24 protein-coding genes and 1 tRNA gene are annotated in these 21,882 nt (G+C 64.4%); 3 read left to right on the top strand and 22 right to left on the bottom strand.

From position 1 onward, the window contains the following. Positions 1-51: 51 nt before the first annotated feature. The 8 genes from FOA17_RS13365 to FOA17_RS13330 all read right to left on the bottom strand — a co-directional run bounded on the left by FOA17_RS13365 (position 52) and on the right by FOA17_RS13330 (position 6,525). Positions 52-588: a type I restriction endonuclease gene (locus FOA17_RS13365; protein ID WP_149141985.1), complete on the bottom strand. Its 537-nt coding sequence runs from the start codon at positions 586-588 to the stop codon at positions 52-54. A gap of 127 nt (positions 589-715) precedes the next feature. Then, the gene (locus FOA17_RS13360; protein ID WP_149141984.1) at positions 716-1,831 is read right to left on the bottom strand and encodes a Fic family protein; all 1,116 of its coding nucleotides are present in this window, start codon (positions 1,829-1,831) and stop codon (positions 716-718) included. Further along, a complete protein-coding gene (locus tag FOA17_RS13355; RefSeq protein ID WP_149141983.1) occupies positions 1,831-3,090 on the bottom strand; it encodes a restriction endonuclease subunit S in 1,260 nt (419 codons plus the stop codon). Before FOA17_RS13355 ends, FOA17_RS13360 begins: the two co-directional genes overlap by 1 nt. A 36-nt stretch (positions 3,091-3,126) precedes the next feature. Next, positions 3,127-4,668, bottom strand: a complete 1,542-nt coding sequence (locus FOA17_RS13350; protein ID WP_149141982.1) for a class I SAM-dependent DNA methyltransferase — start codon at positions 4,666-4,668, stop codon at positions 3,127-3,129. A 428-nt stretch (positions 4,669-5,096) separates the two neighbouring features. Continuing rightward, positions 5,097-5,306, bottom strand: a complete 210-nt coding sequence (locus tag FOA17_RS13345) for a hypothetical protein (protein WP_149141981.1) — start codon at positions 5,304-5,306, stop codon at positions 5,097-5,099. A 65-nt stretch (positions 5,307-5,371) separates the two neighbouring features. Then, entirely contained in the window at positions 5,372-5,743 is a 372-nt protein-coding gene (locus tag FOA17_RS13340) for a hypothetical protein (protein ID WP_149141980.1), read from the bottom strand. A gap of 20 nt (positions 5,744-5,763) precedes the next feature. Next, positions 5,764-6,081 carry a hypothetical protein gene (locus tag FOA17_RS13335; protein WP_149141979.1) on the bottom strand — a complete coding sequence of 106 codons (318 nt, stop codon included), beginning with the start codon at positions 6,079-6,081 and terminating at the stop codon, positions 5,764-5,766. Between the two features lie 24 nt (positions 6,082-6,105). Beyond that, positions 6,106-6,525, bottom strand: a complete 420-nt coding sequence (locus tag FOA17_RS13330; protein ID WP_149141978.1) for an ATP-dependent Clp protease proteolytic subunit — start codon at positions 6,523-6,525, stop codon at positions 6,106-6,108. A gap of 117 nt (positions 6,526-6,642) precedes the next feature. Here FOA17_RS13330 and FOA17_RS13325 point away from each other — a divergent pair, with 117 nt between their 5' ends. Next, entirely contained in the window at positions 6,643-6,855 is a 213-nt protein-coding gene (locus FOA17_RS13325) for a helix-turn-helix domain-containing protein (protein ID WP_149142014.1), read from the top strand. Positions 6,856-7,059: 204 nt separating this feature from the next. On the opposite strand, the gene FOA17_RS13320 is transcribed toward FOA17_RS13325, so the two are convergent. The 7 genes from FOA17_RS13320 to FOA17_RS13290 all read right to left on the bottom strand — a co-directional run bounded on the left by FOA17_RS13320 (position 7,060) and on the right by FOA17_RS13290 (position 12,388). Next, a tRNA-Cys gene (locus FOA17_RS13320) sits at positions 7,060-7,133 on the bottom strand. Between the two features lie 79 nt (positions 7,134-7,212). Further along, the gene (dxs, locus tag FOA17_RS13315) at positions 7,213-9,126 is read right to left on the bottom strand and encodes a 1-deoxy-D-xylulose-5-phosphate synthase (protein WP_149141977.1); all 1,914 of its coding nucleotides are present in this window, start codon (positions 9,124-9,126) and stop codon (positions 7,213-7,215) included. Between the two features lie 26 nt (positions 9,127-9,152). Further along, positions 9,153-10,022, bottom strand: a complete 870-nt coding sequence (locus FOA17_RS13310) for a polyprenyl synthetase family protein (protein ID WP_149141976.1) — start codon at positions 10,020-10,022, stop codon at positions 9,153-9,155. Further along, complete coding sequence (locus FOA17_RS13305; RefSeq protein WP_149141975.1) at positions 10,019-10,258, bottom strand: exodeoxyribonuclease VII small subunit; 240 nt, start codon at positions 10,256-10,258, stop codon at positions 10,019-10,021. Before FOA17_RS13305 ends, FOA17_RS13310 begins: the two co-directional genes overlap by 4 nt. Further along, entirely contained in the window at positions 10,255-11,172 is a 918-nt protein-coding gene (locus FOA17_RS13300) for a histone deacetylase family protein (RefSeq protein WP_149141974.1), read from the bottom strand. Before FOA17_RS13300 ends, FOA17_RS13305 begins: the two co-directional genes overlap by 4 nt. 8 nt (positions 11,173-11,180) lie before the next feature. Further along, on the bottom strand, positions 11,181-11,891 hold the full coding sequence (locus tag FOA17_RS13295; protein WP_149141973.1) for a response regulator: 711 nt from the start codon (positions 11,889-11,891) through the stop codon (positions 11,181-11,183). Beyond that, entirely contained in the window at positions 11,888-12,388 is a 501-nt protein-coding gene (locus tag FOA17_RS13290; protein ID WP_149141972.1) for a MarR family winged helix-turn-helix transcriptional regulator, read from the bottom strand. Before FOA17_RS13290 ends, FOA17_RS13295 begins: the two co-directional genes overlap by 4 nt. A gap of 144 nt (positions 12,389-12,532) precedes the next feature. Between FOA17_RS13290 and FOA17_RS13285 the strand changes: the two genes are divergently transcribed. Next, positions 12,533-13,399 carry a branched-chain amino acid aminotransferase gene (locus tag FOA17_RS13285; protein ID WP_149142013.1) on the top strand — a complete coding sequence of 289 codons (867 nt, stop codon included), beginning with the start codon at positions 12,533-12,535 and terminating at the stop codon, positions 13,397-13,399. A 118-nt stretch (positions 13,400-13,517) separates the two neighbouring features. Beyond that, positions 13,518-14,390 carry a hypothetical protein gene (locus FOA17_RS13280; RefSeq protein ID WP_149141971.1) on the top strand — a complete coding sequence of 291 codons (873 nt, stop codon included), beginning with the start codon at positions 13,518-13,520 and terminating at the stop codon, positions 14,388-14,390. A 10-nt stretch (positions 14,391-14,400) separates the two neighbouring features. On the opposite strand, the gene chrA is transcribed toward FOA17_RS13280, so the two are convergent. The 7 genes from chrA to FOA17_RS13245 form a co-directional block, all read right to left on the bottom strand. Next, the gene (gene chrA, locus FOA17_RS13275; RefSeq protein ID WP_238991814.1) at positions 14,401-15,750 is read right to left on the bottom strand and encodes a chromate efflux transporter; all 1,350 of its coding nucleotides are present in this window, start codon (positions 15,748-15,750) and stop codon (positions 14,401-14,403) included. A 14-nt stretch (positions 15,751-15,764) separates the two neighbouring features. Then, positions 15,765-16,607, bottom strand: a complete 843-nt coding sequence (locus FOA17_RS13270) for a chromate resistance protein ChrB domain-containing protein (protein ID WP_149141969.1) — start codon at positions 16,605-16,607, stop codon at positions 15,765-15,767. 121 nt (positions 16,608-16,728) lie between these two features. Next, positions 16,729-17,727 (bottom strand): ABC transporter ATP-binding protein, encoded by a 999-nt coding sequence (locus tag FOA17_RS13265; protein WP_149141968.1) that lies wholly within the window; start codon positions 17,725-17,727, stop codon positions 16,729-16,731. A 9-nt stretch (positions 17,728-17,736) separates the two neighbouring features. Beyond that, positions 17,737-18,759 carry a Gfo/Idh/MocA family protein gene (locus FOA17_RS13260; protein ID WP_149141967.1) on the bottom strand — a complete coding sequence of 341 codons (1,023 nt, stop codon included), beginning with the start codon at positions 18,757-18,759 and terminating at the stop codon, positions 17,737-17,739. Further along, positions 18,756-19,595: a carbohydrate ABC transporter permease gene (locus FOA17_RS13255; RefSeq protein ID WP_149141966.1), complete on the bottom strand. Its 840-nt coding sequence runs from the start codon at positions 19,593-19,595 to the stop codon at positions 18,756-18,758. The genes FOA17_RS13260 and FOA17_RS13255 overlap by 4 nt, the downstream gene beginning before the upstream one ends. 9 nt (positions 19,596-19,604) lie before the next feature. Then, the gene (locus tag FOA17_RS13250) at positions 19,605-20,525 is read right to left on the bottom strand and encodes a carbohydrate ABC transporter permease (protein WP_149141965.1); all 921 of its coding nucleotides are present in this window, start codon (positions 20,523-20,525) and stop codon (positions 19,605-19,607) included. An 83-nt stretch (positions 20,526-20,608) separates the two neighbouring features. Continuing rightward, positions 20,609-21,865 (bottom strand): ABC transporter substrate-binding protein, encoded by a 1,257-nt coding sequence (locus FOA17_RS13245; RefSeq protein ID WP_149141964.1) that lies wholly within the window; start codon positions 21,863-21,865, stop codon positions 20,609-20,611. Positions 21,866-21,882: the final 17 nt, after the last annotated feature.

Genomic DNA, 21,882 nt, shown 5'->3' with positions numbered 1-21,882 from the left:
CCTGCTTGAGCCAATCGGGAACATCCCGCCCGCAGAAGCAGAGGACAATTTCTACGCAGCTCTGGAAACTGAAGCCATGGCCGCGTAACTAAGATCAATCAGCCTCCGGCAAACCCGGCGCGGTTCAATCACCGCGACCGGCAGGCCGTTCAGAAACACCACCACATCGGGGCGGCGGTTGTGGCCTGCCTCGGTCACCGTGAATTGCGAAAGGGCCAGCCAGTCGTTCAGCCGGTCGTCAGGGTCCACCAACCGCACCGCATCGCCGCGGATCGTGCCATCGGCGGCCCGGTATTCCACCGGCACACCCTCCACCATGGCGCGGTGCAGGCGGCGGTTTTCCTCGATCAGCGAGGGACGATCCGAGGCGATGACCCGCCGCACCGCATCCTCCCGCGCCTCTTCGGGGATGGCCGGGTTCAACCGCGCCACCGCCGCCCGCAACCGCCGGGCCAGGATCGTGTCGGAATAAGCCTCGCGCTCCGGCACCGCACCATCCGGCCCCGAGACCGTGTCACTCAGACAGGCATAGCCCAACCCCGCAAGCTGATCGAGCAGCACACCTTCCACTTCGGCTTCGGTCAGCATCGGGCGACATCCTTGGGTTTGATCTGCTTCAAAGGCTTGTCGATCACTTTTGCACCACAAGACAGTTTGTCGGTCAGTTTGCCCGACATTTTGCCCCGCAAACCAATTTGACGCCAACAAGTGATCCTCAAAACGCGTCCCGCCCTTCGCAGATGTTCAGCAACTCCGGGAAGGCCAGCACCGCGGGCCGCCTGCCGCTGGACGCCCGGACCTCACGCAACAATCCGTTGTCACGCACCAGACGCAGGATGCGCTTGGCGGTGGGTTCGGGAATGTCGGCCTGCGTGACGAAATCCGAGGCCACGAAGATCGGGCGACTGAAGAACCAGTCCAGCGCCCGCACCCCGTATTGAGAGCGGGTCGCTTCGACCATCCAATCCTTGCGCGTGGTATACAGCGCATGGATCGCCTGCGCCTTGGTCTGGTTCGTGCCCGCCTGCTCGATGATCGCGCGCAGGAAAAAGCCGCACCAGCCAGTCCAATCGCCATCCCGCGAGACTGCCAGCAGCCGGTCGTAATATTCGCTGCGGTGGCTTTCCAGATATTCCGACAGATAGAAATTCGGCGCTGACAGCAAGCCCTTGGATTTCAGAAACAAGGGAATGATCAGCCGTCCCAGCCGCCCATTGCCATCCAGAAACGGATGGATCGCCTCGAACTCGGCATGCAGGATGGAAAGCTGGATCAGCGCATCGGGGGCGTCGGCATGGATATAGGCCTCCCAGTTGCTCATCGCCCCCGGCAACGCCTCGGCGGAACAGGGGATGAAGCGGGCCTGTTCGATGGTGCAGCCTTCGGGGCCGATCCAGTTCGGGATGCGGCGATACTCGCCCGGTGCCTTGTTGCGGCCACGCACGCCCTGCATCAGGCGTTCGTGCGTCAATCGGATCAAACGCTGCGACAGTGGCAATTCGTCCAGCAGGCGCGAAGCCTCGGCCAGTGCGGCGCGATAGTTCAGCACCTCGTGAATGTCGGCCTTTTTCGCAGTGCTTTCATCTCCCGGTTCGCCCTCGGCCTCGAACTCCAGAACCTCGCCGATGGTCGCTTGCGTGCCCTCGATCCGGCTGGAGAGCACCGCTTCCTGCGTGGTCAGGGGCGAGAGCAGGACATTGGGGTTGGGGATACCGTGCAGGACCCCCTCATACCGCGCGACAGCGGCATTGGCGGGGCCGATCAGCGGCAGAAGCTGCGGCCAGTTGAGCGCATCCGGCGGAAAGCGGCCCTGATGATAGGCAACTGCCATCACGCCATCTCCTTTGCCACGGCTACTGCGTCGGCGACCCGCACCTCGCCCGACATCAGGCGGGGCAGCAGGAGGTCGCGGGTCTGGGCGAGGGTGCGGGATTCCTCATTCAGTTGCCTTACCAGATCATAGAGCGGGGCGATGGTGGCATCGAAGGCAGAATGAACTGTATCGCTGGCGCGAAGATATGGCACACGCCGGAGGTTCGCTTGATTCAGCTTTGGCTGCACAGCGCCGGTCACGAAGGGCCGGATGTCTATTTGGTCAAAGAACAACTTGAGTTGCTCGACGCTCAAATCGCGCCCTTTGATCACATGCGCATGGTTGTTTACCCATAGCTTGCCCCAGACATACTGTGTGAAAGGCCGTCCGTCTCCCTTTGCCACTGATCCGTCCTCACCAAGCAGCAGGAGCCGTTCATCGAAGAGGTAATTGTCGATGTGATCCATCACAGACGTTGCCCCATGATAGGGATACGGTCCTTGCCGCTTAGCGCGCTCCTGAGAAGACAATGGCACGCGCTTGTGGTCCAGCAGCTCGATAAAGTCGCCGATGGTCGAAACCTCCCACCCCTCCGGCTTGCCCTCGGCGTCGAGGCGGTCGGGGAAGAGGGACCAGAGGTCGGGGGAGAGGTATGGCGCAGCGCCCGCCATCTTGGCGCGGGTGGGGCCGAAATCGACGAACCAGTCTCGGAACAGCGCCCTCGCCATGGCCTCCAGCGTGGCGTTCATCTTCCGGTTCAACTCGATCTTGTCATCCAGCGCCCCAAGGGTGGCCGCAATGGCGCGCCGTGTTTTTCGGTCTGGCCAAGGAAGCGGTAAAGCCTTGATCTCCTTTAGGTTCAATGTGGCCTGAACGGTTGTGTTGCACCAATTTCGAATGGTGTGCTGAACTTGAGGCGAGGCGACCGCATAGACAAAAAAATCACGCTCCTCCGGATCGGCCAACCGAAGAACAGCTAGCGCCCGTGCCACGTTCCATCCTCCCATTTCTGGTGGAACCTTAATGGCGATGCCAGGGCGACCAACAAGCGTCATCAGAACTTCGTTACCCGCCAGTTGGGTTCGCCGATACTGAGCGTTCACTTCGTCCGAAATCCGATAGCCAATTGTCGAACTGATGCGGCCATCAACGATATCGGCGACACGAATGAGCGGTACACCAGACGGTGTATCCTCGCCGGGATACATAACTCCAACAGCGATTGCCTTGTCGTCTGCGAGCAAGGAACTGAGCAGGACCGTTTCTAGTTCAGCCATGGGAAGCCCGCAAAATGCAGATCGGGGCGGAAGAAGTCATTGCTCTACCACCCCCGCCAGCCGCGCCCGGATGGTTGCCGTCAGTTCCTCGGCCTCGGCGAATTGCGCCTCCAGCTGCTCCTGCAGGGCGGCGAAGCGTTCGGCAAAGGGCGTCTCGTCCTCGTCCGCCGCCTCGGCCCCCACATAGCGGCCCGGGGTCAGGACGTGGCCGTGGGCGCGGATTTCCTCGATGCTCGCCGATTTGCAGAAACCCGGCACATCCTCATAGCCCTCGCCCAGCCGCCAGGCGTGGTAGGTCTCCGCGATGCGGGCAATATCGGCGTCGGTGAACTCACGCCGCGTGCGGTCCACCATGAAGCCCAGTTTGCGGGCGTCGATGAACAGCACCTCGCCGCGCCGGTCGCGCAGCTTGCGGTCGCGGGCGATGCCGTTCGACTTGTCCTTCGCCAGAAACCACAGGCAGGCCGGAATTTGCGTGGAATAGAACAACTGCCCCGGCAGGGCGATCATGCAATCGACCACCTCACCCTCGATCATGGCGCGGCGCATCTCGCCCTCGCCACTTTGCGTGGAGGACATGGAGCCATTGGCCAGCACCACCCCCGCCGTGCCGCTGGGGGCGAGGCTGTGCAGGATGTGCTGGAGCCACGCGAAATTGGCATTGCCCGCGGGCGGGATGCCATAGCGCCAGCGCGCATCCTCACGCAGCCGCTCGCCGCCCCAATCCGAGATGTTGAAGGGCGGGTTGGCCAGGATCACATCGGCGCGCAGGTCGGGCAGTTCGTTCTTGTGGAAGGTGCCCTCGCTGTTCCAGCGGATGTCGGCGTCGATGCCGCGCACGGCAAGGTTCATCTTGCACAGCCGCCAGGTGGTGTAATTGCTTTCCTGCCCGTAAATGGCGATGTCGCCCAACCGGCCGCCATGCGCCTCGACGAATTTTTCCGATTGCACGAACATGCCGCCCGAGCCGCAGCAGGGATCGTAGACGCGGCCCTTATAGGGCTCCAGCATCTCCACCATGGTGCGCACGACCGAGCGGGGGGTGTAAAACTCGCCGCCGCGCTTGCCCTCGCTGCCCGCGAACTGGCCGAGGAAGTATTCATAGACCCGGCCCAGCAGGTCGCGCGCACGGTCCTTGCCCTCGTTCAAGGCGATGCCGGAAATCAGGTCGATCAACTCGCCCAGCATGACGGCGCTGAGGGCGGGGCGGCCATAATCCTTTGGCAAAACGCCCTTGAGCGAGGGGTTCACCTTCTCGATGGCCATCATCGCCTCGTCGATCAGGCGGCCAATCATGGGCTGCTTGGCGCTGGCTTGCAGATGCGACCAGCGCGCCTCGGACGGCACCCAGAAGATGTTGTCGGCCAGGTATTCGTCCGGGTCTTCGGCCCCCTCCGGGTATTCGGCCAGCAGCGCCTGCCGCTTCAGTTCGAACCCGTCCGAGATGTGCTTGAGGAAGATCAGGCCCAAGGCGACATGTTTGTAATCCGAAGGCTCCATATTGCCGCGCAGCTTGTCGGCAGCCTTGAACAGCGCGGCTTCAATGCCAAGGTCGGAGCCAAGGTCGCTGGATGCCATCGATAAACCTGCCCTTCGGAGAAATTTGCGCCGACCCTAATGCAGCCAGAAGGTGAAATCCAGTCGCACGGCATCCTGATCATTCCCGCAAGCCATGGCCTTCTCGCAAGGCGACCTGTGCATGGGGAAGACTAAACTGATGCGGCAGCATACGCGATGACCACGGGGTGAGGGCATCCACCGCATCTGTTCAAAGGCCTATGCGCGCAGGATGCAAGCTGCGCCTGCGATTGTCCCCATCATATCAGTCCGTCAGTCGATGCTGAGGCGAAGGCGACTCAAAGTTAAACAAGTTTTATGTTTTTACACAGATGGTTATGAGGTCCACCCTATGCATAAAAAGTTAAGGCCCATTTTGCCAAAGTGTCGGGAACTGGAAGTATGCAGTTGGAGCGCACGCAGTGTCGCGCGTCCCAACTGCGATAAGGTCAGGGCTTGAGGAATAGGCGGGCGGCCTCGGACCAGGCCTCGTAGCGAGACTGCACCGAGGACATCAGGGTTGCGATCTCGGCCTCTGCCATCTGCGCGCGTACTGCGGCTTCCTCGTTCAATTCCGCCTGCCGCCGTTTGCGCTCAGCCTTGGGAACCGCGTTGGTCATCGCTGACAGAATGGCGGCTTCGATCTCTTGTGGTGTCATTTGATTATCCTCTCTGAATGCTGGGTTGGAGTCCGATACGCATGGCTGCCTTGGCTGCACCGCACCTACTGGCGGCAGAGATAGGCGAAGAAATTGGTGAATGCGGGGTGGGGGGCAGGCATCGTGATGATGCGCTCGGCCTCTGGTACATCTTCGGGCATGTCGATGATGCGCGATGACCAACTGGCATGGGTCGTGCCATCGAAGATATACAGATACCCTTCTGTGCATATCGCGCCCATTTCCAAAGTCATCCCGCCCGTGCCCTGCGCGCCGGTAACGGAAAAGCGCATGCGTGCAACCGGCAGATCGTCCCGGCGATGAACGAAATCGAGGTCGATTTCGCTGTTCATGTCCCCACCCAATGACACCCAGTTTTGCGCAAACAGAGGCGTGGCGAACGCCAGAAGGCCGACAGTCCAGAGTGCAGTTTTCATCATAAGCCTCATTCAAGCACTTAAAGCTGGATGCCGTGGCGCTCGGCGACTTGGGACACACGCAGCAGCATCGGCTCCGGCAGCCCGGTGAAAATCGTGCATTTGTGGTTCAGCTCTTGGCGGAACGCCTCATAGGCTTCGCGGCTGATGCCATGCTCTTCGGCCATCTGCTGCGCGCGCTGTTCGCGCACCACATAATCCAAGCCGATGAGGCGATAAGCTTCCAGCTCCGGTCGTGTCAGATTGCGCATCTCTGCTGGATCAGTGCTGAACATCTCCTCCACCAAGCGCGTGGGGATGTTCATTTCGGTCAGATACGCTTCTGCGTCGCGCTTCACCTCCTGCAATGCCGTCTGCACATCTTAGGAAGAAATCGCCGAAAAGTAGGGAGGGTGGATGCCCACAGTCTCCTTCACCACCTTATCGATCCCAGCAGCCAGAACAAAAACCCACGCGCTGTCTCTTTGACCATCTGGCAGGACCAAGCTGTCAAATTGGTGCTTGCGCATGAGGCGACCGATGGCAAAGGCGGCAGCCAGATCACCGCCGATGGAGTCGAGCTGCATTTGCCGGATCGTTGCCGTGCTGGCTTGTTCCATCTGCGCGCTGAAGGCTTGAGCGTCTGCTGCCGTGATCTCCCCTGTCAGGCGCCCGGCAAACATCGCGCCATAGGGGCCATCTTGCGACGAGGCAAACCGGATGTCGGCTTGCGCAGGCAGGATGTTTGTCAGGCAAAGCGCAAGAAGGGCGGGGATCAGGGGCTTGGGTCGAAGGGGCGTCATGTGGAGTGCCTATGAAGGGTACTGCGGAAAGACGGTGCCATTGGAAATGCCGTGCTGCGCATCAATCCATATTATAATTGATAATTCCAGCCCTCGCGAAGGGCGATGGTGCCGCGCATGGATATGCGCAAACTCGTCGGTCGGAACTTCTCACGCCTGCGGCGTGCAAAAGGCCTCACACAGGAAGAGGTCGAGGCGCGGTCAGGCTTCAGCCAGCAATATCTGAGCGGCCTTGAAAGAGGCCAGCGCAACCCGACGATCATCACCCTCTACGAACTCGCGCAGGCCATCGGTGTCAGCCACACAGAACTGGTCGCGCCGGACGAGTGAGTGCAGTCGAGCTCGCCCCATATACGGCCACTGATCACCTTAGCTTAACACGCTAAGGGCCATGGGAAGGCGTGACACGCACATAACACCCTTCTTTGTCGCATGAAGACGCAAGCAAGCGCCCTGGAGAAGGTTGGTTGTTTGGTGGGTTGATAAAATCTCTACCAGAATTTCTGTTTGGATCCAGATACTTGAGAGATTATTTGGAGGCGGGTACCGGAATCGAACCGGTCTTCACGGATTTGCAATCCGCTGCGTAACCTCTCCGCCAACCCGCCGGAGCCTTGGCTTCATTAGGTTCTTCCGGCGGTGGCGTCAAGCGGTTATCGGGGCGGGGCGGGCGGCGCGCAGTGGCGGTCAGGCGCGCAGGCCCATCACGGCAATTCCCAGCGTTTCCAGCACCTTCGCCTCGATTTGCGGGGCGTTCATGCCGGCGACGGCATACATCGTCTCGGGGCTGGCCTGGTCGATGAACGTATCGGGCAGCACCATGGAGCGATATTTCAGGCCGCGGTCGAACACGCCTTCCTCGGCCAGCAATTGCGCGACATGGCTGCCAAAGCCGCCAATCGCGCCCTCTTCCACGGTGATCAGCGCCTCGTGATGACGGGCCAGTTGCAGGATCATCGCGCGGTCCAGCGGCTTGGCAAAGCGGGCATCGACCACGGTGCAGGCGATGCCACGCGCGGCCAGCGCCTCGGCCGCCACCAGCACCTCGGCCAACCGCGTGCCCAGCGACAGCAGCGCGACGCGCCCGCCCTCGCGCAGCAGGCGCGCGCGACCGATCTCCAGCGGGATGCCGCGCTCGGGCATCTCCACGCCGACACCATCGCCGCGCGGATAGCGAAAGGCGCTCGGCCCCGCGTCCCAGGCGGCGGCGGTGGCGACCATATGCACCAGCTCCGCCTCATCGGCGGCGGCCATCACCACCATCTCGGGCAGGTTGGCAAGGAAGGCCACGTCGAAACTGCCGGCATGGGTGGCCCCATCGGCCCCCACCAGCCCGGCCCGGTCAATGGCAAAGCGCACGGGCAGACGCTGGATCGCCACGTCATGCACGACCTGATCGTAGCCGCGTTGCAGGAAGGTGGAATAGATCGCGCAAAACGGCTTCAGCCCCCCTGCCGCCAGACCTGCGGCAAAGGTCACGGCATGCTGTTCGGCTATCCCCACGTCAAAGCAGCGCTTGGGGAAACGCTCGGCAAACAGGTTCAGGCCGGTGCCATCGGGCATCGCCGCGGTGACCGCCACGATCTTGTCATCGCGCGTGGCCTCATCCACCAGGCTTTGCGCAAAGACCTTGGTATAGCTGGGCGCGTTCGACTTGGCCTTTTGCTGCACGCCGGTCAGCACGTCGAATTTCGCCGTGGCATGGCCTTTGTCGGCCGCGGCCTCGGCCGGCGCATAGCCCTTGCCCTTTTTCGTGATCACATGGATCAGCATCGGCCCGGTCGCCCGCGCCTTGCAGGTCCGCAGCAGCGGCAGAAGCTGGTCGAGGTCATGCCCGTCCACCGGGCCGACATAGCTGAAGCCCAGTTCCTCGAACAGGGTGCCGCCGACCGTCATGCCCTTGAGCATTTCCTTGGCCCGGCGCGCCCCTTCCTGAAAGGGCGAGGGCAGCAGGCTGACCGCGCCCTTGGCGGCGGCCTTCAATTCCTGGAACGGTGCCCCGGCATAAAGCCGGCTGAGATAGGACGACAGCGCCCCCACCGGCGGCGCGATGGACATTTCATTGTCGTTCAGGATGACGAACAGCCGCTTGCCCAGATGGCCGGCATTGTTCATCGCCTCAAAGGCCATGCCCGCGCTCATCGACCCGTCACCGATCACCGCGATGGCGTCGCCCGGATCGCCGCCCAGATCGGCCGCCACCTTGAAGCCAAGCGCCGCAGAAATGGAGGTGGAGCTATGCGCCGCCCCGAACGGGTCGAACGGGCTTTCGCTGCGCTTGGTGAAACCCGACAGCCCCCCTTCGCTGCGCAGGGTGCGGATGCGGTCGCGCCGCCCGGTCAGGATCTTGTGGGGGTAACACTGGTGCCCCACATCCCAGATCAGCTTGTCGCGCGGCGTGTCGAACACGGCATGCAGCGCGACGGTCAGTTCCACCACACCGAGGCCCGCGCCCAGATGGCCGCCGGTGACGGAAACCGCGCTGATCGTCTCGGCGCGCAATTCATCGGCCAGCTGGTGCAGGTCACGGTCGCTCAGCCCCTTCATGTCGGAAGGAAGGTGAACGCGGTCCAGCACGGGGGTCTTGGGTCGATCGGTCATGGCAGCCCTTTGGCTGAATGTGGGCGTCAGCTTTGGCGCGAGATAACGAAGCGCGCCGCTTCGATCAAGGCAGAGGCCCGCTCACCATAGGGTGAAAGGGCGGTTTCCGCCTGTGCGACCAGATCGGCGGCACGGGTCTTGGCGCCTTGCAGACCCAGAAGCGAGACAAAGGTCGCCTTGCCCGCGCCGGCATCCTTGCCCACGCGCTTGCCGGTCGCGGCCTCGTCACCCTCCACATCCAGAATGTCATCGGCGATCTGGAAAGCAAGGCCAAGCGCCGTGGCATAGGCGCGCAGCGGCGCGGGGTCGGCGCCGGCCAGCAGCGCCCCGGCCTCGGCGGAAAAGCAGATCAGCGCGCCGGTCTTGCCGGCTTGCAGGCGGGTGATCTCGGGCAGGGTCAGCGGTGTCGCGGCGGTTTCGGCGGCGATATCGAGCGCCTGGCCCAGCACCATGCCTTCGGCCCCGCTGGCCCGCGCCAGACCGGCCACGAGCGCCAACCGCCGGTCGGCCGGGCCAAGCGCGGGGTCGCACAGCAGTTCAAACGCAAGCGTCTGCAAGGCGTCGCCCGCCAGCACGGCGGTCGCCTCATCCCATTTCACATGGATGGTCGGCAGGCCCCGGCGCAGGTCATCATCATCCATGCAGGGCAGGTCATCATGGACCAGCGAATAGGCATGCAGCGCCTCGACCGCCGCCGCCGCCGCCACCGCCGCCTCAGGGGCAATGCCATGCAGCCGGGCCGATTCCAGCACCAGAAAGGCACGCAGCCGCTTGCCGCCCTGCACCGCATAGCGCATCGCCTGCACCACCGGCAGATCGTCATGCGCCGCCAGCGCCGCATCCAGCCGCGCCTGAACCCGCGCGGCATCCTGTTTCAGCAGGTCGGGAAAGCTCACAGCCCCTCAACCGGGGTGGCACCCACCGCCCGGCCCTCTTGCGCGCGGATCATCTCCACCTTTTCCTCGGCGGCCTTCAGCCGCGCCTCGCAATGGGCCTTGAGCGCCGCGCCGCGTTCGTAAAAGGCGATGCTCTGATCCAGCGCCACATCGCCGCGCTCCAACTGGGTCACAACGGCCTCCAGCGCGGCCATCGCCTCCTCAAAGCTCATCTCGGCAATCGGTTTCTCGGTCATCCGCCACTCCGCAGCATTGCATCGACATGCGCCGCGACCGAGGCCGCCAGCGCCGGCAGATCATAGCCGCCCTCCAGCGCGGATACCACCCGCCCGCCGCAGACCGCATCGGCCAGATCGCAGATCGCCGCGGTGAGCCAGCGGAAATCCTCTGCCTGCCAGCACAGGCTCGCCAGCGGATCGTCCTCATGCGCGTCGAAACCGGCGCTGAGCAGAATCAGCTCGGGCGCGAAGGCGCGCACCCGTTCCAGGGCCGGCCCCCAGGCCGCGCGCATCGCCGCGCCGCCCGTCCCGGCCCGCAAGGGCAGGTTCAGCACCTGACCATGCGCTCCGATCTCTGACGCCGCACCGCTGCCGGGGTAAAGCGGCATCTGATGGCTGGAGACGAACATCGCCCGCGCTTCATTCCACAGCAGATCCTGCGTCCCATTGCCGTGATGCACGTCGAAATCCAGCACCGCCACGCGCGACAGCCCGTGATGATCCAGCGCGCGCTTTGCCCCGATCGCCACGCTGCCGAACAGGCAAAACCCCATGGCCTGCGCGGTTTCCGCGTGATGGCCCGGCGGGCGGCAGGCGACAAAGGCCCGCGCGGCCTCGCCCGCGATCACCGCATCCACCGCCGCGCAAACCCCGCCCGCCGCGCGTTCTGCCGCGCGCAACGATCCGGGCGCCAGATAGGTGTCGCCGTCCAGCAAGGCCCACCCCTCGGCCGGCACCGCCGCCGCGACACGGTCGAGATACCCCGCCGGATGACAGCGCAGCAGATCCGCGCGCGCAGCCAGCGGCGCCGCGCGGCGCTCCAGATCGAACCCCGCCAGCGCGCGCGCCACCGCCACCAGGCGCGCCGCCTGCTCCGGGTGGCCCGGCGGCTCGGCATGATCCTGGCAATCCTCGTGGCTGAACAGCAGCATCGGGCAGATCAATCCGGCTGGAGCATGTAACCCGCGCCCCGCACGGTTTGCAGATAGCGCGGCTGCTTGGGATCGACCTCGATCTTGCGGCGCAGGCGGGTGATCTGCACATCCACCGCCCGTTCCTGCGCCTTGTCGCCGGTCTCTTCGGTCGGACCCAGATCGCCCACCAGCCGCTCGCGGCTGACCGCCTCGCCCGGGCGGGTCGCGAAGATGCGCATCAGCTGCGCCTCGGTCGCGGTCAGGCGCACGGGTTCGGTGCCGCGCCACAATTCGCCCCGCTCCATGTCATAGCGCACTTCGCCCAGATGCAGCACCTTCGGCCCCGGCGCCTGCGGCTTGACCGCCGGCACCCGCCGCAGGATCGCATTGATGCGCAGCAGCAGTTCCTTCGGCTCGAACGGCTTTACCAGATAATCGTCTGCGCCGGCCTCCAGCCCCTCGATCCGGTTCACCGCCTCGCCCTTGGCGGTCAAAAGCAGGATCGGCACCGACAGCCGCGCCCGCAGATCGCGGGTCAGCGCGATGCCATCCTCGCCCGGCATCATCACGTCCAGCACGATCATGTCGAAATCCAGCCCGGCCAGCAGACGCCGCGCCTGTGCCGCATCGCGGGCGACCGTCACCAGAAACCCGCTGCGGATCAGGAATTTCTGCAACAGGCCCCGGATGCGTTCGTCATCATCGACGACCAGCAGATGCGCTTGCGGTTCGGTCATGCCCCACTCTCCTTCAGCGCAAGATACTGGCGCTTCATCTCCGGGTCCATCATCGCCTCCAGCACCTGACGGAAGCCCTGCACCGCCACCGGCCCCGCCGCGCGATAGGCGGCGCGCATCCGCGCCCGCTGCGCGTCGGACAATTGCCGCTCCAGCTCCGCGCCGCGCGCGGTCAGGAACAGATGGCGCTCGCGCTTGTCCTGCTTGCCCACGCGGCTTTCCACCAGCCCGTCATCCAGCAAGCCGCGCAGCACGCGGTTCAGGCTTTGCTTGGTCACGCCCAGAATGTTCAGCAGGTTGTTGACCGTGGTGCCCGGGCTGCGATGGATGAAATGCAAGGCTCGGTGATGCGCGCGGCCATAATCCAGCCCGTCCAGAATGCGGTCGGGGTCGGCGGTAAACCCGCGATAGGCAAAGAACATCGCCTCGATGCCCTTGCGCAACTGCTCATCGGTCAGAAACAGCAGGCTTTCGCCACCCGCACCCGGTTCACTCATCGCGGCCCCCCTCACTTCGCGCCGAAGTTACGTCAGCCTTGTTGACTTTCCAAGACGCAACTGTTAGCGACGCACAGATTTTGCGCAACTTTCACGCTGAAATCTGCGCGAATTGCGCAACATATGAAAATCTGGAGGGGCATGATGGCCGGTTATGACGATCGCGACGGCAAGATCTGGATGGATGGCAATCTGGTGGAATGGCGCGATGCCAAGGTCCATATCCTGACCCATGCCCTGCATTACGCCTCGTCGGTGTTCGAGGGGGAACGCTGCTACAACGGCAAGATCTTCAAATCGACCGAACATTCGGAACGCCTGCTGAAATCGGGCGAATTGCTCGACATGCCGATCCCCTACAGCGTCGAACAGATCAACGCCGCCAAAGAGGCCGTGCTGGCCGCCAATGGCCTGACCGATGCCTATGTGCGCGCCGTGGCCTTTCGCGGCGCGGGCGAGGAGATGGGCGTGGCGAGCCTGGGTAACCCCGTTCGTCTGGCCATCGCCTGCTGGAGCTGGGGCGCCTATTACGGCGATGCCAAGATGAAGGGCGCCAAGCTTGACATCGCCAAATGGAAACGCCCCTCGCCCGAGACCATCCCGACCGCCGCCAAGGCCGCCGGGCTTTACATGATCTGCACCATGTCGAAACACGCGGCACAGGCCAAGGGTTGCTCGGACGCGCTGTTCTTCGACTATCGCGGCTATGTGGCAGAGGCGACCGGCGCCAATATCTTTTTCGTCAAGGATGGCGAAGTGCATACCCCGCTGCCCGACGCGATCCTGAACGGCATCACCCGGCAAACCGTGATCGGCATGCTGCGCGCCAAGGGCATCACTGTGCATGAGCGCCATATCCAGCCCGCCGAACTGGCCGATTTCCAGCAATGCTGGCTGACCGGCACCGCGGCCGAGGTGACGCCGGTGGGACAGATCGGCGATTATATGTTCGAGGTGGGCGCGCTGACCCGCGACATCGCCACCGAATACGAGGCGCTGGTGCGCCGCTGATCGCGCGCCGCATGGCCCCGCCCCGGGGCCATGCCGCAGCCACGGTTCAGCAAGACGGTTCCCTGCGCGTCAAAAACGCCTATAATCGGCGCAAAGAACAAGAACGGCAGGCAGGCAGATGCGTATCGCTTATCACCTCGGGGTGCATTGCACCGATGACGACCGCCTTGTGCGGACGCTGCACCGCAACGCCGAGGCCCTGGCCGCCCATGGCATCGAGGTGCCCGCCCCTGACCGTTATCGCAACCTGATCCGGGATACGGCGATCCAGCTCAAGGGACAGGTCGCCCCGACCGAGACCCAGGCCATCGTGCTGGATCAGATCATGGAGGCCGAGATCGCCGACCGGCTCGTCCTGTCATGGGAAAACTTTCTGGCCTTTCCGGCCTGGGCAGTGAAGGGCCGTTTCTACCGCACCGGCGGCGACCGGATGAAGGCGATCCGCAACATCTTTCCCGAGATCGAGGCCGAATTCTTTCTCGCCCTGCGCAACCCGGCCACCTATCTGCCGGAACTCTATCGCCGCCAGCGCGGGCGGCCCTATGACGAATTCATCGGCGATACCGATCTGGCCGAACTGCGCTGGTCCGACCTGATCTTGGACCTGCTGGAACGCAATCCCGGCGTGCCGATCACCGTCTGGGCCGATGAGGATACGCCGCTGGTCTGGCCCGAGGTCTTGCAGGCGGTCAGCGCCCATCCCGATGACCTCTGGCTGGAGGGCAGCGACGATCTGCTGGCCACGCTGATGACCGAAGACGGGATGGAACGGATGGGCGCCTATCTCGATACCCATCCGCCACAGACCATCGCGCAGCGGCGGCGCATCGTGTCGGCCTTTCTCGACAAGTTCGCCCGCCCCGACCAGATGGAAACCGAGGTGGACCTGCCCGGATGGGATGCGGCGCTGCTCGATCGGCTGACCGAAACCTATGAACGCGACATGGCCTATATCGCCACGCTGCCCGGGGTCACCTGCCTGACGCCGTGACCCGCGCCGGTCAGGCGACTAGCCCCGCCAGATGCAGGCCCAGCCCCAGGGCCGCGGCCCCCGCCAGCACCGTCGCCATGCCCAGCCGCAGCCGGAACACCGCGAGCAGTGCCAGCGCCGCCAGGATGGCCGCCCAGGGGTTGATGCTTGTCAGCACCGGCAGGCTCAGCCGCACAGGCCCGGCCTGCCAGATCCAGACCTCGGCCCAGATCACATGCAGCGCGAACCACAGCGCAAGGTTCAGGATCACCCCCGCCACCGCCGCCGTCACCGCCGCCAGCGCCCCGGCCAGCGCGCGGCTCTCGCGCAGCCGCTCCATATAGGGGGCGCCCAGCAGGATCCAGGCAAAGCAAGGCGCGAAGGTGACCCATGTCGCCAGCAGCCCGCCCAGACTGCCCGCCAGCAAGGGCGCGGCCCAGCCCGCCTCGCGGAAGGCCGCCATGAAGCCCACGAATTGCAGCACCATGATCAGCGGCCCCGGCGTGGTTTCGGCCATGCCAAGACCATCCAGCATCTCGCCCGGGTGCAACCAGCCAAAGCTGCCGACGGCATCCTGCGCCACCCAGGCCAGCACGGCATAGGCGCCGCCAAAGCTCATGACCGCAAGGCCCGCGAAATAGCGCGCGATCCCGGCAAAGACACTGCCCGGCACCAGCCAGACCAGCATCACCACCGGCAAGAGCCACAGCACCAGCGCAGCCAAGCCGGCCCGCAGCGCGGCGCGGCGTGCCGCGGGCGGCAGGGTCAGATCCGGCCCCAGAACGCTGTCGGCATCGCGCAGCGCAGGGCCCGTGCCCGCACCATGGCCGCCCCCTGCCCGGAACCCCGTCAGCCCCGCCCGGGCGCCCAGAAACCCGATCAGCGCCGCCAGCGCCACGATCAGCGGAAACGGCACCCCCAGGGCAAAGATGCCGACAAAGGCGCCCGCCGCGATGCCGCGCAGCGCGGGCGTCGTCAGCGCCCGCCGCCCCAACCGCAGCACCGCCTGCACCACGATGGCCAGTACCGCCGCCTTCAGCCCGAAGAACAGCGCCGCCACCCAACCGACCTGCCCCCAGATCGCATAGACCCAGCTTAGCCCCATGATGGCCAGCAGCCCCGGCAGGATGAACAGCCCGCCCGCGATCAGCGCACCGCGCACGCCATGCATCAGCCAGCCGATATAGGTCGCCAGTTGCTGCGCCTCGGGGCCGGGCAGCAACATGCAGAAATTCAGTGCATGCAGAAAGCGCGCCTCGCCCAGCCAGCGCCGTTCCTCGACCAGAACCCGGTGCATCACCGCGATCTGCCCCGCCGGGCCGCCAAAGGACAGCAGCGCGATCCGCGCCCAGACCCGCGTCGCCTCGGAGAGGGTCGGCATTGCCGGCCGCGCCATCATGCCGCCCCCCCGCGCGCCGGCCAGTCATGCCGTTCCTCGCTGGCGTCGCGCGCCCAGCGATAAAACGCGTCATAGAGCATCATCCCCGCCTCAAGCTGCGCCAGATCATCGGCATACATGCGCGACAGCCCCAGCGAGGCCGCCAGCAGCCCCGCCGCCTCGGGTGCGAGGTCGGGCCGCGCGGTATCGGCCCCCCTGACCAGCAGCGCCAGCCGGTCCAGCGCCGGGAGGCGCAGGCCAAACTCGGCCAGCATGGTGTCAAAGCTGCATGTCTCGCCCCGATGGCTCCAGAACACGCCCTCGATATCGAAGGGCATCGCCCCCAGAAGATCCGCGACCGGGGCCACCTCGGACGGGGCGACGAACAGGAACACCGCGCGCGGATCGACAAAGCGGCGGATCAGCCAGGGGCAGGCGATGCGGTCGATCTTGGGGCGCGATCGCGTGACCCAAAGGCTGCGCCCCTGCGCGTCACGCCCGGTGATGCGCCCCGGATCAAAGGTCGGATGGCCGCCGCCCCGCCAGGCCGCATAGCCGCCCTCCAGATATTCCGCCGCAATGCCCGCCTGCCGCAACCACGCGGCAAGGCCCTGACTGCGGCCATGCCCCTCGGCGCAGGCGACGACCACGGGGCCTGATAGATCGGCCCCCAGATCGGCCGCCAGCGCGGCCAGCCCCGCCGGGGTCAGCGCCGCATCGGGCAGCGGCCGCGCCGCGGCGATCAGGCGGCGGTCCTCTGCCCGCAGCGCCTCGCGCCGGATATCCAGCACGACCGGCGCGCGCGGCGTCCCGATCAGCTTGGCAAGCTTGTCACAGGTTATGGCATCAGGTGCAGGCATGGCGTTCCCCTCCGTCGCACGGATCTATCGTCTGGAACGCGAACTTCGGCTGTCGCCTCGTGGGGAGGTCGCGCATCCCCATGCGGGCAATAGGCCCGGGCGGGGATGCGATGTCAAGCGATCAGCGCAGGCGCAGACCGGCAGCGTCGAAATGGAAGGCGCGGGCATGGTCGATGCCCAGCGTGACGGCGCTGTCCACCGCGTGATGGTGTTCGCCGAACAAGCGCACCGTCAGCAGCCCCTGATCCTCGGTATGCACATAGACCAGCGTCTCGCCGCCCAGGCGTTCCACATGGCTGACCCGGCCGGCGATCTGCCCGCCCTCCGCGCCCAGCGTCAGATGTTCCGGCCGGATGCCCAGCGTGTCGGAGCGCAGGCCCAGCGGCCCGCCCTTGAGGAAATTCATCTGCGGGCTGCCGATGAAGCCGGCGACAAAGGTATTGTCGGGGTCGTTATACAGATCCATCGGGCGGCCCACCTGTTCCACCCGGCCCGCGCGCAGCACGACGATCTTGTCGGCCAGCGTCATCGCCTCCACCTGGTCATGGGTCACATAGATCATCGTGGCACCCAGATCGCGGTGCAGCTTCGCGATCTCGATCCGGGTCTGCACCCGCAGCGCGGCATCGAGGTTCGAGAGCGGCTCGTCGAACAGGAACAGCTTGGGCGTCCGCACGATGGCCCGGCCGATCGCGACCCGCTGCCGCTGCCCGCCCGAAAGCTCCGACGGCCGCCGGCCCATCAGCGCATCCAGGCTCAGCATCGCCGCGGCCTTTTCGGTGGCGGCCGCGATCTCGGCCTTGGGCACGCCCGCCTGTTTCAGCGCCAGCCCCATATTGTCGCGCACCGTCAGATGCGGATAAAGCGCATAGCTCTGGAACACCATCGCGATCTCGCGCTTGGCCGGGGCCAGATCGTTGATGCGCACGCCATCCAGCTTTACATCGCCGCCGGTCACATCCTCCAGCCCGGCGATCATCCGCAACAGGGTGGATTTGCCGCAGCCCGACGGACCGACGAACACACAGAATTCGCCATCCTCGACCTGAAGGTCCACGCCCTTGATGACATCGGTCGCGCCAAAGGATTTGGCGACATTGGTAAGGGTCAAAGCGCCCATGGGATTTCCTTACAGTTTTACGGGTTGGCCGCTGCGCACGCTGGCATCCGCCGCAAGGCAGATGGCCAGCGACCGCACGGCATCGGTCATGTGGCGGGTCAGGTCCAGATCCTCGGCGATGGCACGGGCGACAAAGGCCTGCTCGCGGCCGCACAGGGCCTGATGGCCCGGCTCGTCCGCCATGCTGAGGTCTTCGTCCCCCTGCCCCACCCGATGCACCCGCAGGGTGGAGGTCTTGGTATGCGTATCAATATCGTCCGACCGCGCCGTGTCAGGCATGCGGATCGACACGGCGCCGCGCGGGCTGACGACATCCTTCACGAAGAACGCGGTGTCCGACATCATCGGACCCCAGCCCGCCTCATACCAGCCACAGGATCCATCGGCGAACAGCACCTGGAAATGGCCGTAATTATACATCTCGGGCGCGATCTCGTCCGACAGGCGCAGGCCCATGCCCCGCACCTCCACCGGCGCGGCATCGGTGATCTGGCACATCACATCGACGTAATGCACCCCGCAATCCACGATGGGCGGCGTGGTGCGCATCAGGGCCTTGTGCACCTCCCAGGTCGGGCCGGCGGATTGCTGGTTCAGGTTCAGCCGGAACACATAAGGCCCGCCAAGCGCCCGCGCCTCGGCGATCAGGCGCTGCCAACTGGGGTGATGACGCAGGATATAGCCCACCACCAGCTTGCGGTTCAGCCGCTGCGCGGTCACCACCACCCGCTCCGCATCGGCCACCGTCGTCGCCAGCGGCTTTTCGACAAAGACATGCGCCCCGGCCTCCATCGCCGCCACCGCATAATCGGCATGGCTGTCGGAATAGGTCGCCACACAGACCAGGTCGGGCCGCGCCACCGCCAGCGCCTCGGCATAATCGGCAAACAGCGGATAGGCACGCAATTCCTCTGGCAGATCGACTGCGGATCGGTTCACCAGCCCGACGATCTGAAACGCGGGGTCATGATGATAGGCAAGCGCATGGCTACGCCCCATATTCCCCAGCCCGGCAACGAGAACCCGGATCATTTCACCGCCCCCGCCGTGATGCCGCGGATCAACTGCCGCGAGAAGATCAGATACAGGATCAGCACCGGCACGATCGCAAGGCTCAGCGCCGCCAGCACCGCATTCCAGTTGGTCACGAACTGCCCGATGAAGACCTGGCTGCCCAGTGTGATGGTCTTCGTCGCCTCCGACGGCGCCAGGATCAGCGGAAACCACAGGTCGTTCCAGATCGGGATCATGGTAAAGACCGCCACCGTCGCCATGGCCGGCCGCACCAGCGGCAGGACCAGCCGGAAGAAGATGGTATATTCGCTCAGCCCGTCGATCCGCCCGGCATTCTTGAGATCGGCCGAGACGGTGCGCATGAACTCCGACAGGATGAACACCGCCAGCGGCAGACCTTGCGCAGTATAGACCAGCACCAGCGCCGTCAGCGTGTTCACCAGCCCGCTTGCCACCATCAATTGCAGAATGGCCACCGTGCCCAGCCGGATCGGGATCATGATGCCAAGCGCCAGATAAAGCCCGGTCAGCATGTTGCCCCTGAACCGGTATTCCGACAGCGCGAATGCCGCCATCGCGCCGAACAGCAGGGCAAAGAACAGGCTCCCCACGGTCACGATCAACGAATTCAGGAAGTATTGAAAGAAATCCCCCTGCGCCAGCACGGTCGTATAGCCGACCAGATCGAAATTCCCCGGCACCGGCAGCGCCAGCGGATCGGCAAAGATCGCCTTGCGCGACTTGAAGCTGTTGATGACGACGACAAAGACCGGGAACAGCGCGACGATCGTCCAGGCAATCAGGATGGCATGGGCCGCGATGCTGCGGGCGGGGGAATGGTGCACTTGTGACATGGCCGTTCCTCAGAACTGATAGCGGCGCAGCCGCGTCTGGATGGCAAACAGGTAGAAGCAGACCCCCACCAGGATGATGACGAACATGGCCGTCGCGATGGTCGCGCCCATATGCGGGTCGCCCAGTTGCAACTGAAAGCCAAAGAAGGTGCGATACAGGAACGTCCCCAGGATATCGGTCGCGAAATTCGGCCCCGCCAGCGCGCCCTGGCTGACATAGATCAGGTCGAAAGCGTTGAAATTGCCGACAAAGGTCAGGATCGAGATGATGCCGATACTGGGCAGGATCAGCGGCAGCTTGATCTTCCAGAACTGCGACCAGCCGGTCACGCCGTCCATCTCCGCCGCCTCGATCACCTCATCGGGGATCGACAGCAACGCCGCATAGATCAGCATCATCGGAATGCCCACGAACTGCCAGACCGATATCAGCGCCAGCGTGGTCAGCGCATATTCCTCTTTCCCGAGCCAGGGCGCGAACAGGCTTTTCAGCCCGACCATATCCAGCAACCCCGGCGCGATGCCCCAGATCGGCGACAGGATCAGCTTCCACACGAAGCCCACGATCACGAAAGACAGGATCGTCGGGATAAAGATCGCCGTGCGGTAAAAGGCCGCCATCCGCAGCCGCGGCGACGACAGCAGCGCCGCCAGCAGAATGCCGATCGGGTTCTGCACCAGCATATGCACCACAAAGAACCAGGCATTGTTGGCCAGCGCATTCCAGAACGATTGCGACCAGCGCGGATCACCGAACAGCGTCGCGAAATTCGCCAGGCCCACAAAGACCCGCGTCTTCGTTTCGTCCAGATTGAACAGCGACAGATTCAACGTCCCGAAAAGCGGGATGATCATGATCGCGGTATAGACCAGAACCGCCGGTGCCAGAAACACCGGGATATGCCAGCGAACGGCTTTCCGCTGCGCCATGACGTTCCCCTTTGCTCTTTGGAAAAATACTCTCGGGGGGTCCGGGGGGCAGACAGCCCCCCGGCCTCTCCGCAAGAACGGCCTTACTTGGCCTTTTGCGGCTCATACCAGCTGGCAAGCCCGTCTTGCAGACGCTGCGCCGCGGCCTCGGGCGTCTCGGTGCCCTTGATCACATTGGCGCTGGCATTCCAGGTCTCGTTCTCCAGGTTCGGCGTGCCGCGCGACAGGATCTGATAGGTCGACCGGATGGTGGACTGGCACTTGTCACGCCAGCTCACGAATTCCTGCGCCAGCGGATCTTCCATCGCGACCGGGGTCGAATTCAGGCTGAAGAAACCCGGCAGCGCATTGGCGTAGAGCGTGGCGAAATCGGCCGAGCCCACCCATTCCAGAAACTTCTTCGTCTCCTCCGGGTGCGCCGATTTCGCGTTCATGCCAAGCGCGATATCGGTGTGATCGCTGATATAGCAGGTGTCGCCCTCGGCCGCGACCGGCGGGGCGAAGGCGCCCATCTTGAACCCGGCCTGGGTATTGAAGCCCGAGATCTCCCACGACCCGGCGGGATAGATCGCCGCGCGACCCAGGGTGAACAGGTTCTGGCTGTCGGGATAGGTCTGCGCCTCGAACCCGTCGCCCAGATAATCCTTCCACTTGGCCAGTTGCCGGAACGGCGCCACCCAGGCCTCGTCGGTCAGCTTCTGGGTGCCGGCGATCAGTGACTTGCGGCCCTCCTCGCCCTTCCAGTAGTTCGGGCCGACATTGTTATAACCCATGGTGGCGGCTTCCCACTGGTCATTGGTGCCCATGGCCATGGGAATATAGGTGCCATCCGCCTTGATCTTGTCGAGCGCGGCAAAGAACTCCGCCTCGGTCTTCGGCACTTCGATGCCGAGCTGCGCAAAGGCATCGGCATTGTAGATGAAGCCGTGGATCACCGAGGCCATCGGCACGCAGAAGGTGGCGGCGCCGTCATCGGTCTGCCAGGCCGATTTCGCCACATCCGAGAAATTGGCCATCGAGGCCAGCCCCGACAGATCGGCCAGTTGCCCCTTGTTATACAGCTCCAGCGAGGCATCGAAGGGCCGGCAGGTGATCAGATCGCCCGCCGAACCGGCATCCAGCTTGGAATTCAGAACGGCGTTATATTCCGCCGGCGCCGTCGGCGCGAAGACGATCTTGATGCCGGGATTGGCCGCCTCGAAGGCCGGGATCAGCTTTTCCTGCCAGATCGCAAGGTCGTCATTGCGCCAGCTTTCGATGGTCAGCGTGACATCCTCGGCCTGGGCCGCGCCCGCCAGCAGCGTGCTGGCCAGAAGCGCGAAGCGAAGCGTGGTTTTCATCTCAGTCTCCCTGTTTG

It is taken from the genome of Gemmobacter caeruleus, assembly GCF_008271655.1.
Lineage (GTDB): Bacteria > Pseudomonadota > Alphaproteobacteria > Rhodobacterales > Rhodobacteraceae > Gemmobacter > Gemmobacter caeruleus.
The sequence above is the reverse complement of the archived record's forward strand: the minus strand, read 5'-3'. Positions and strand labels throughout refer to the sequence as shown.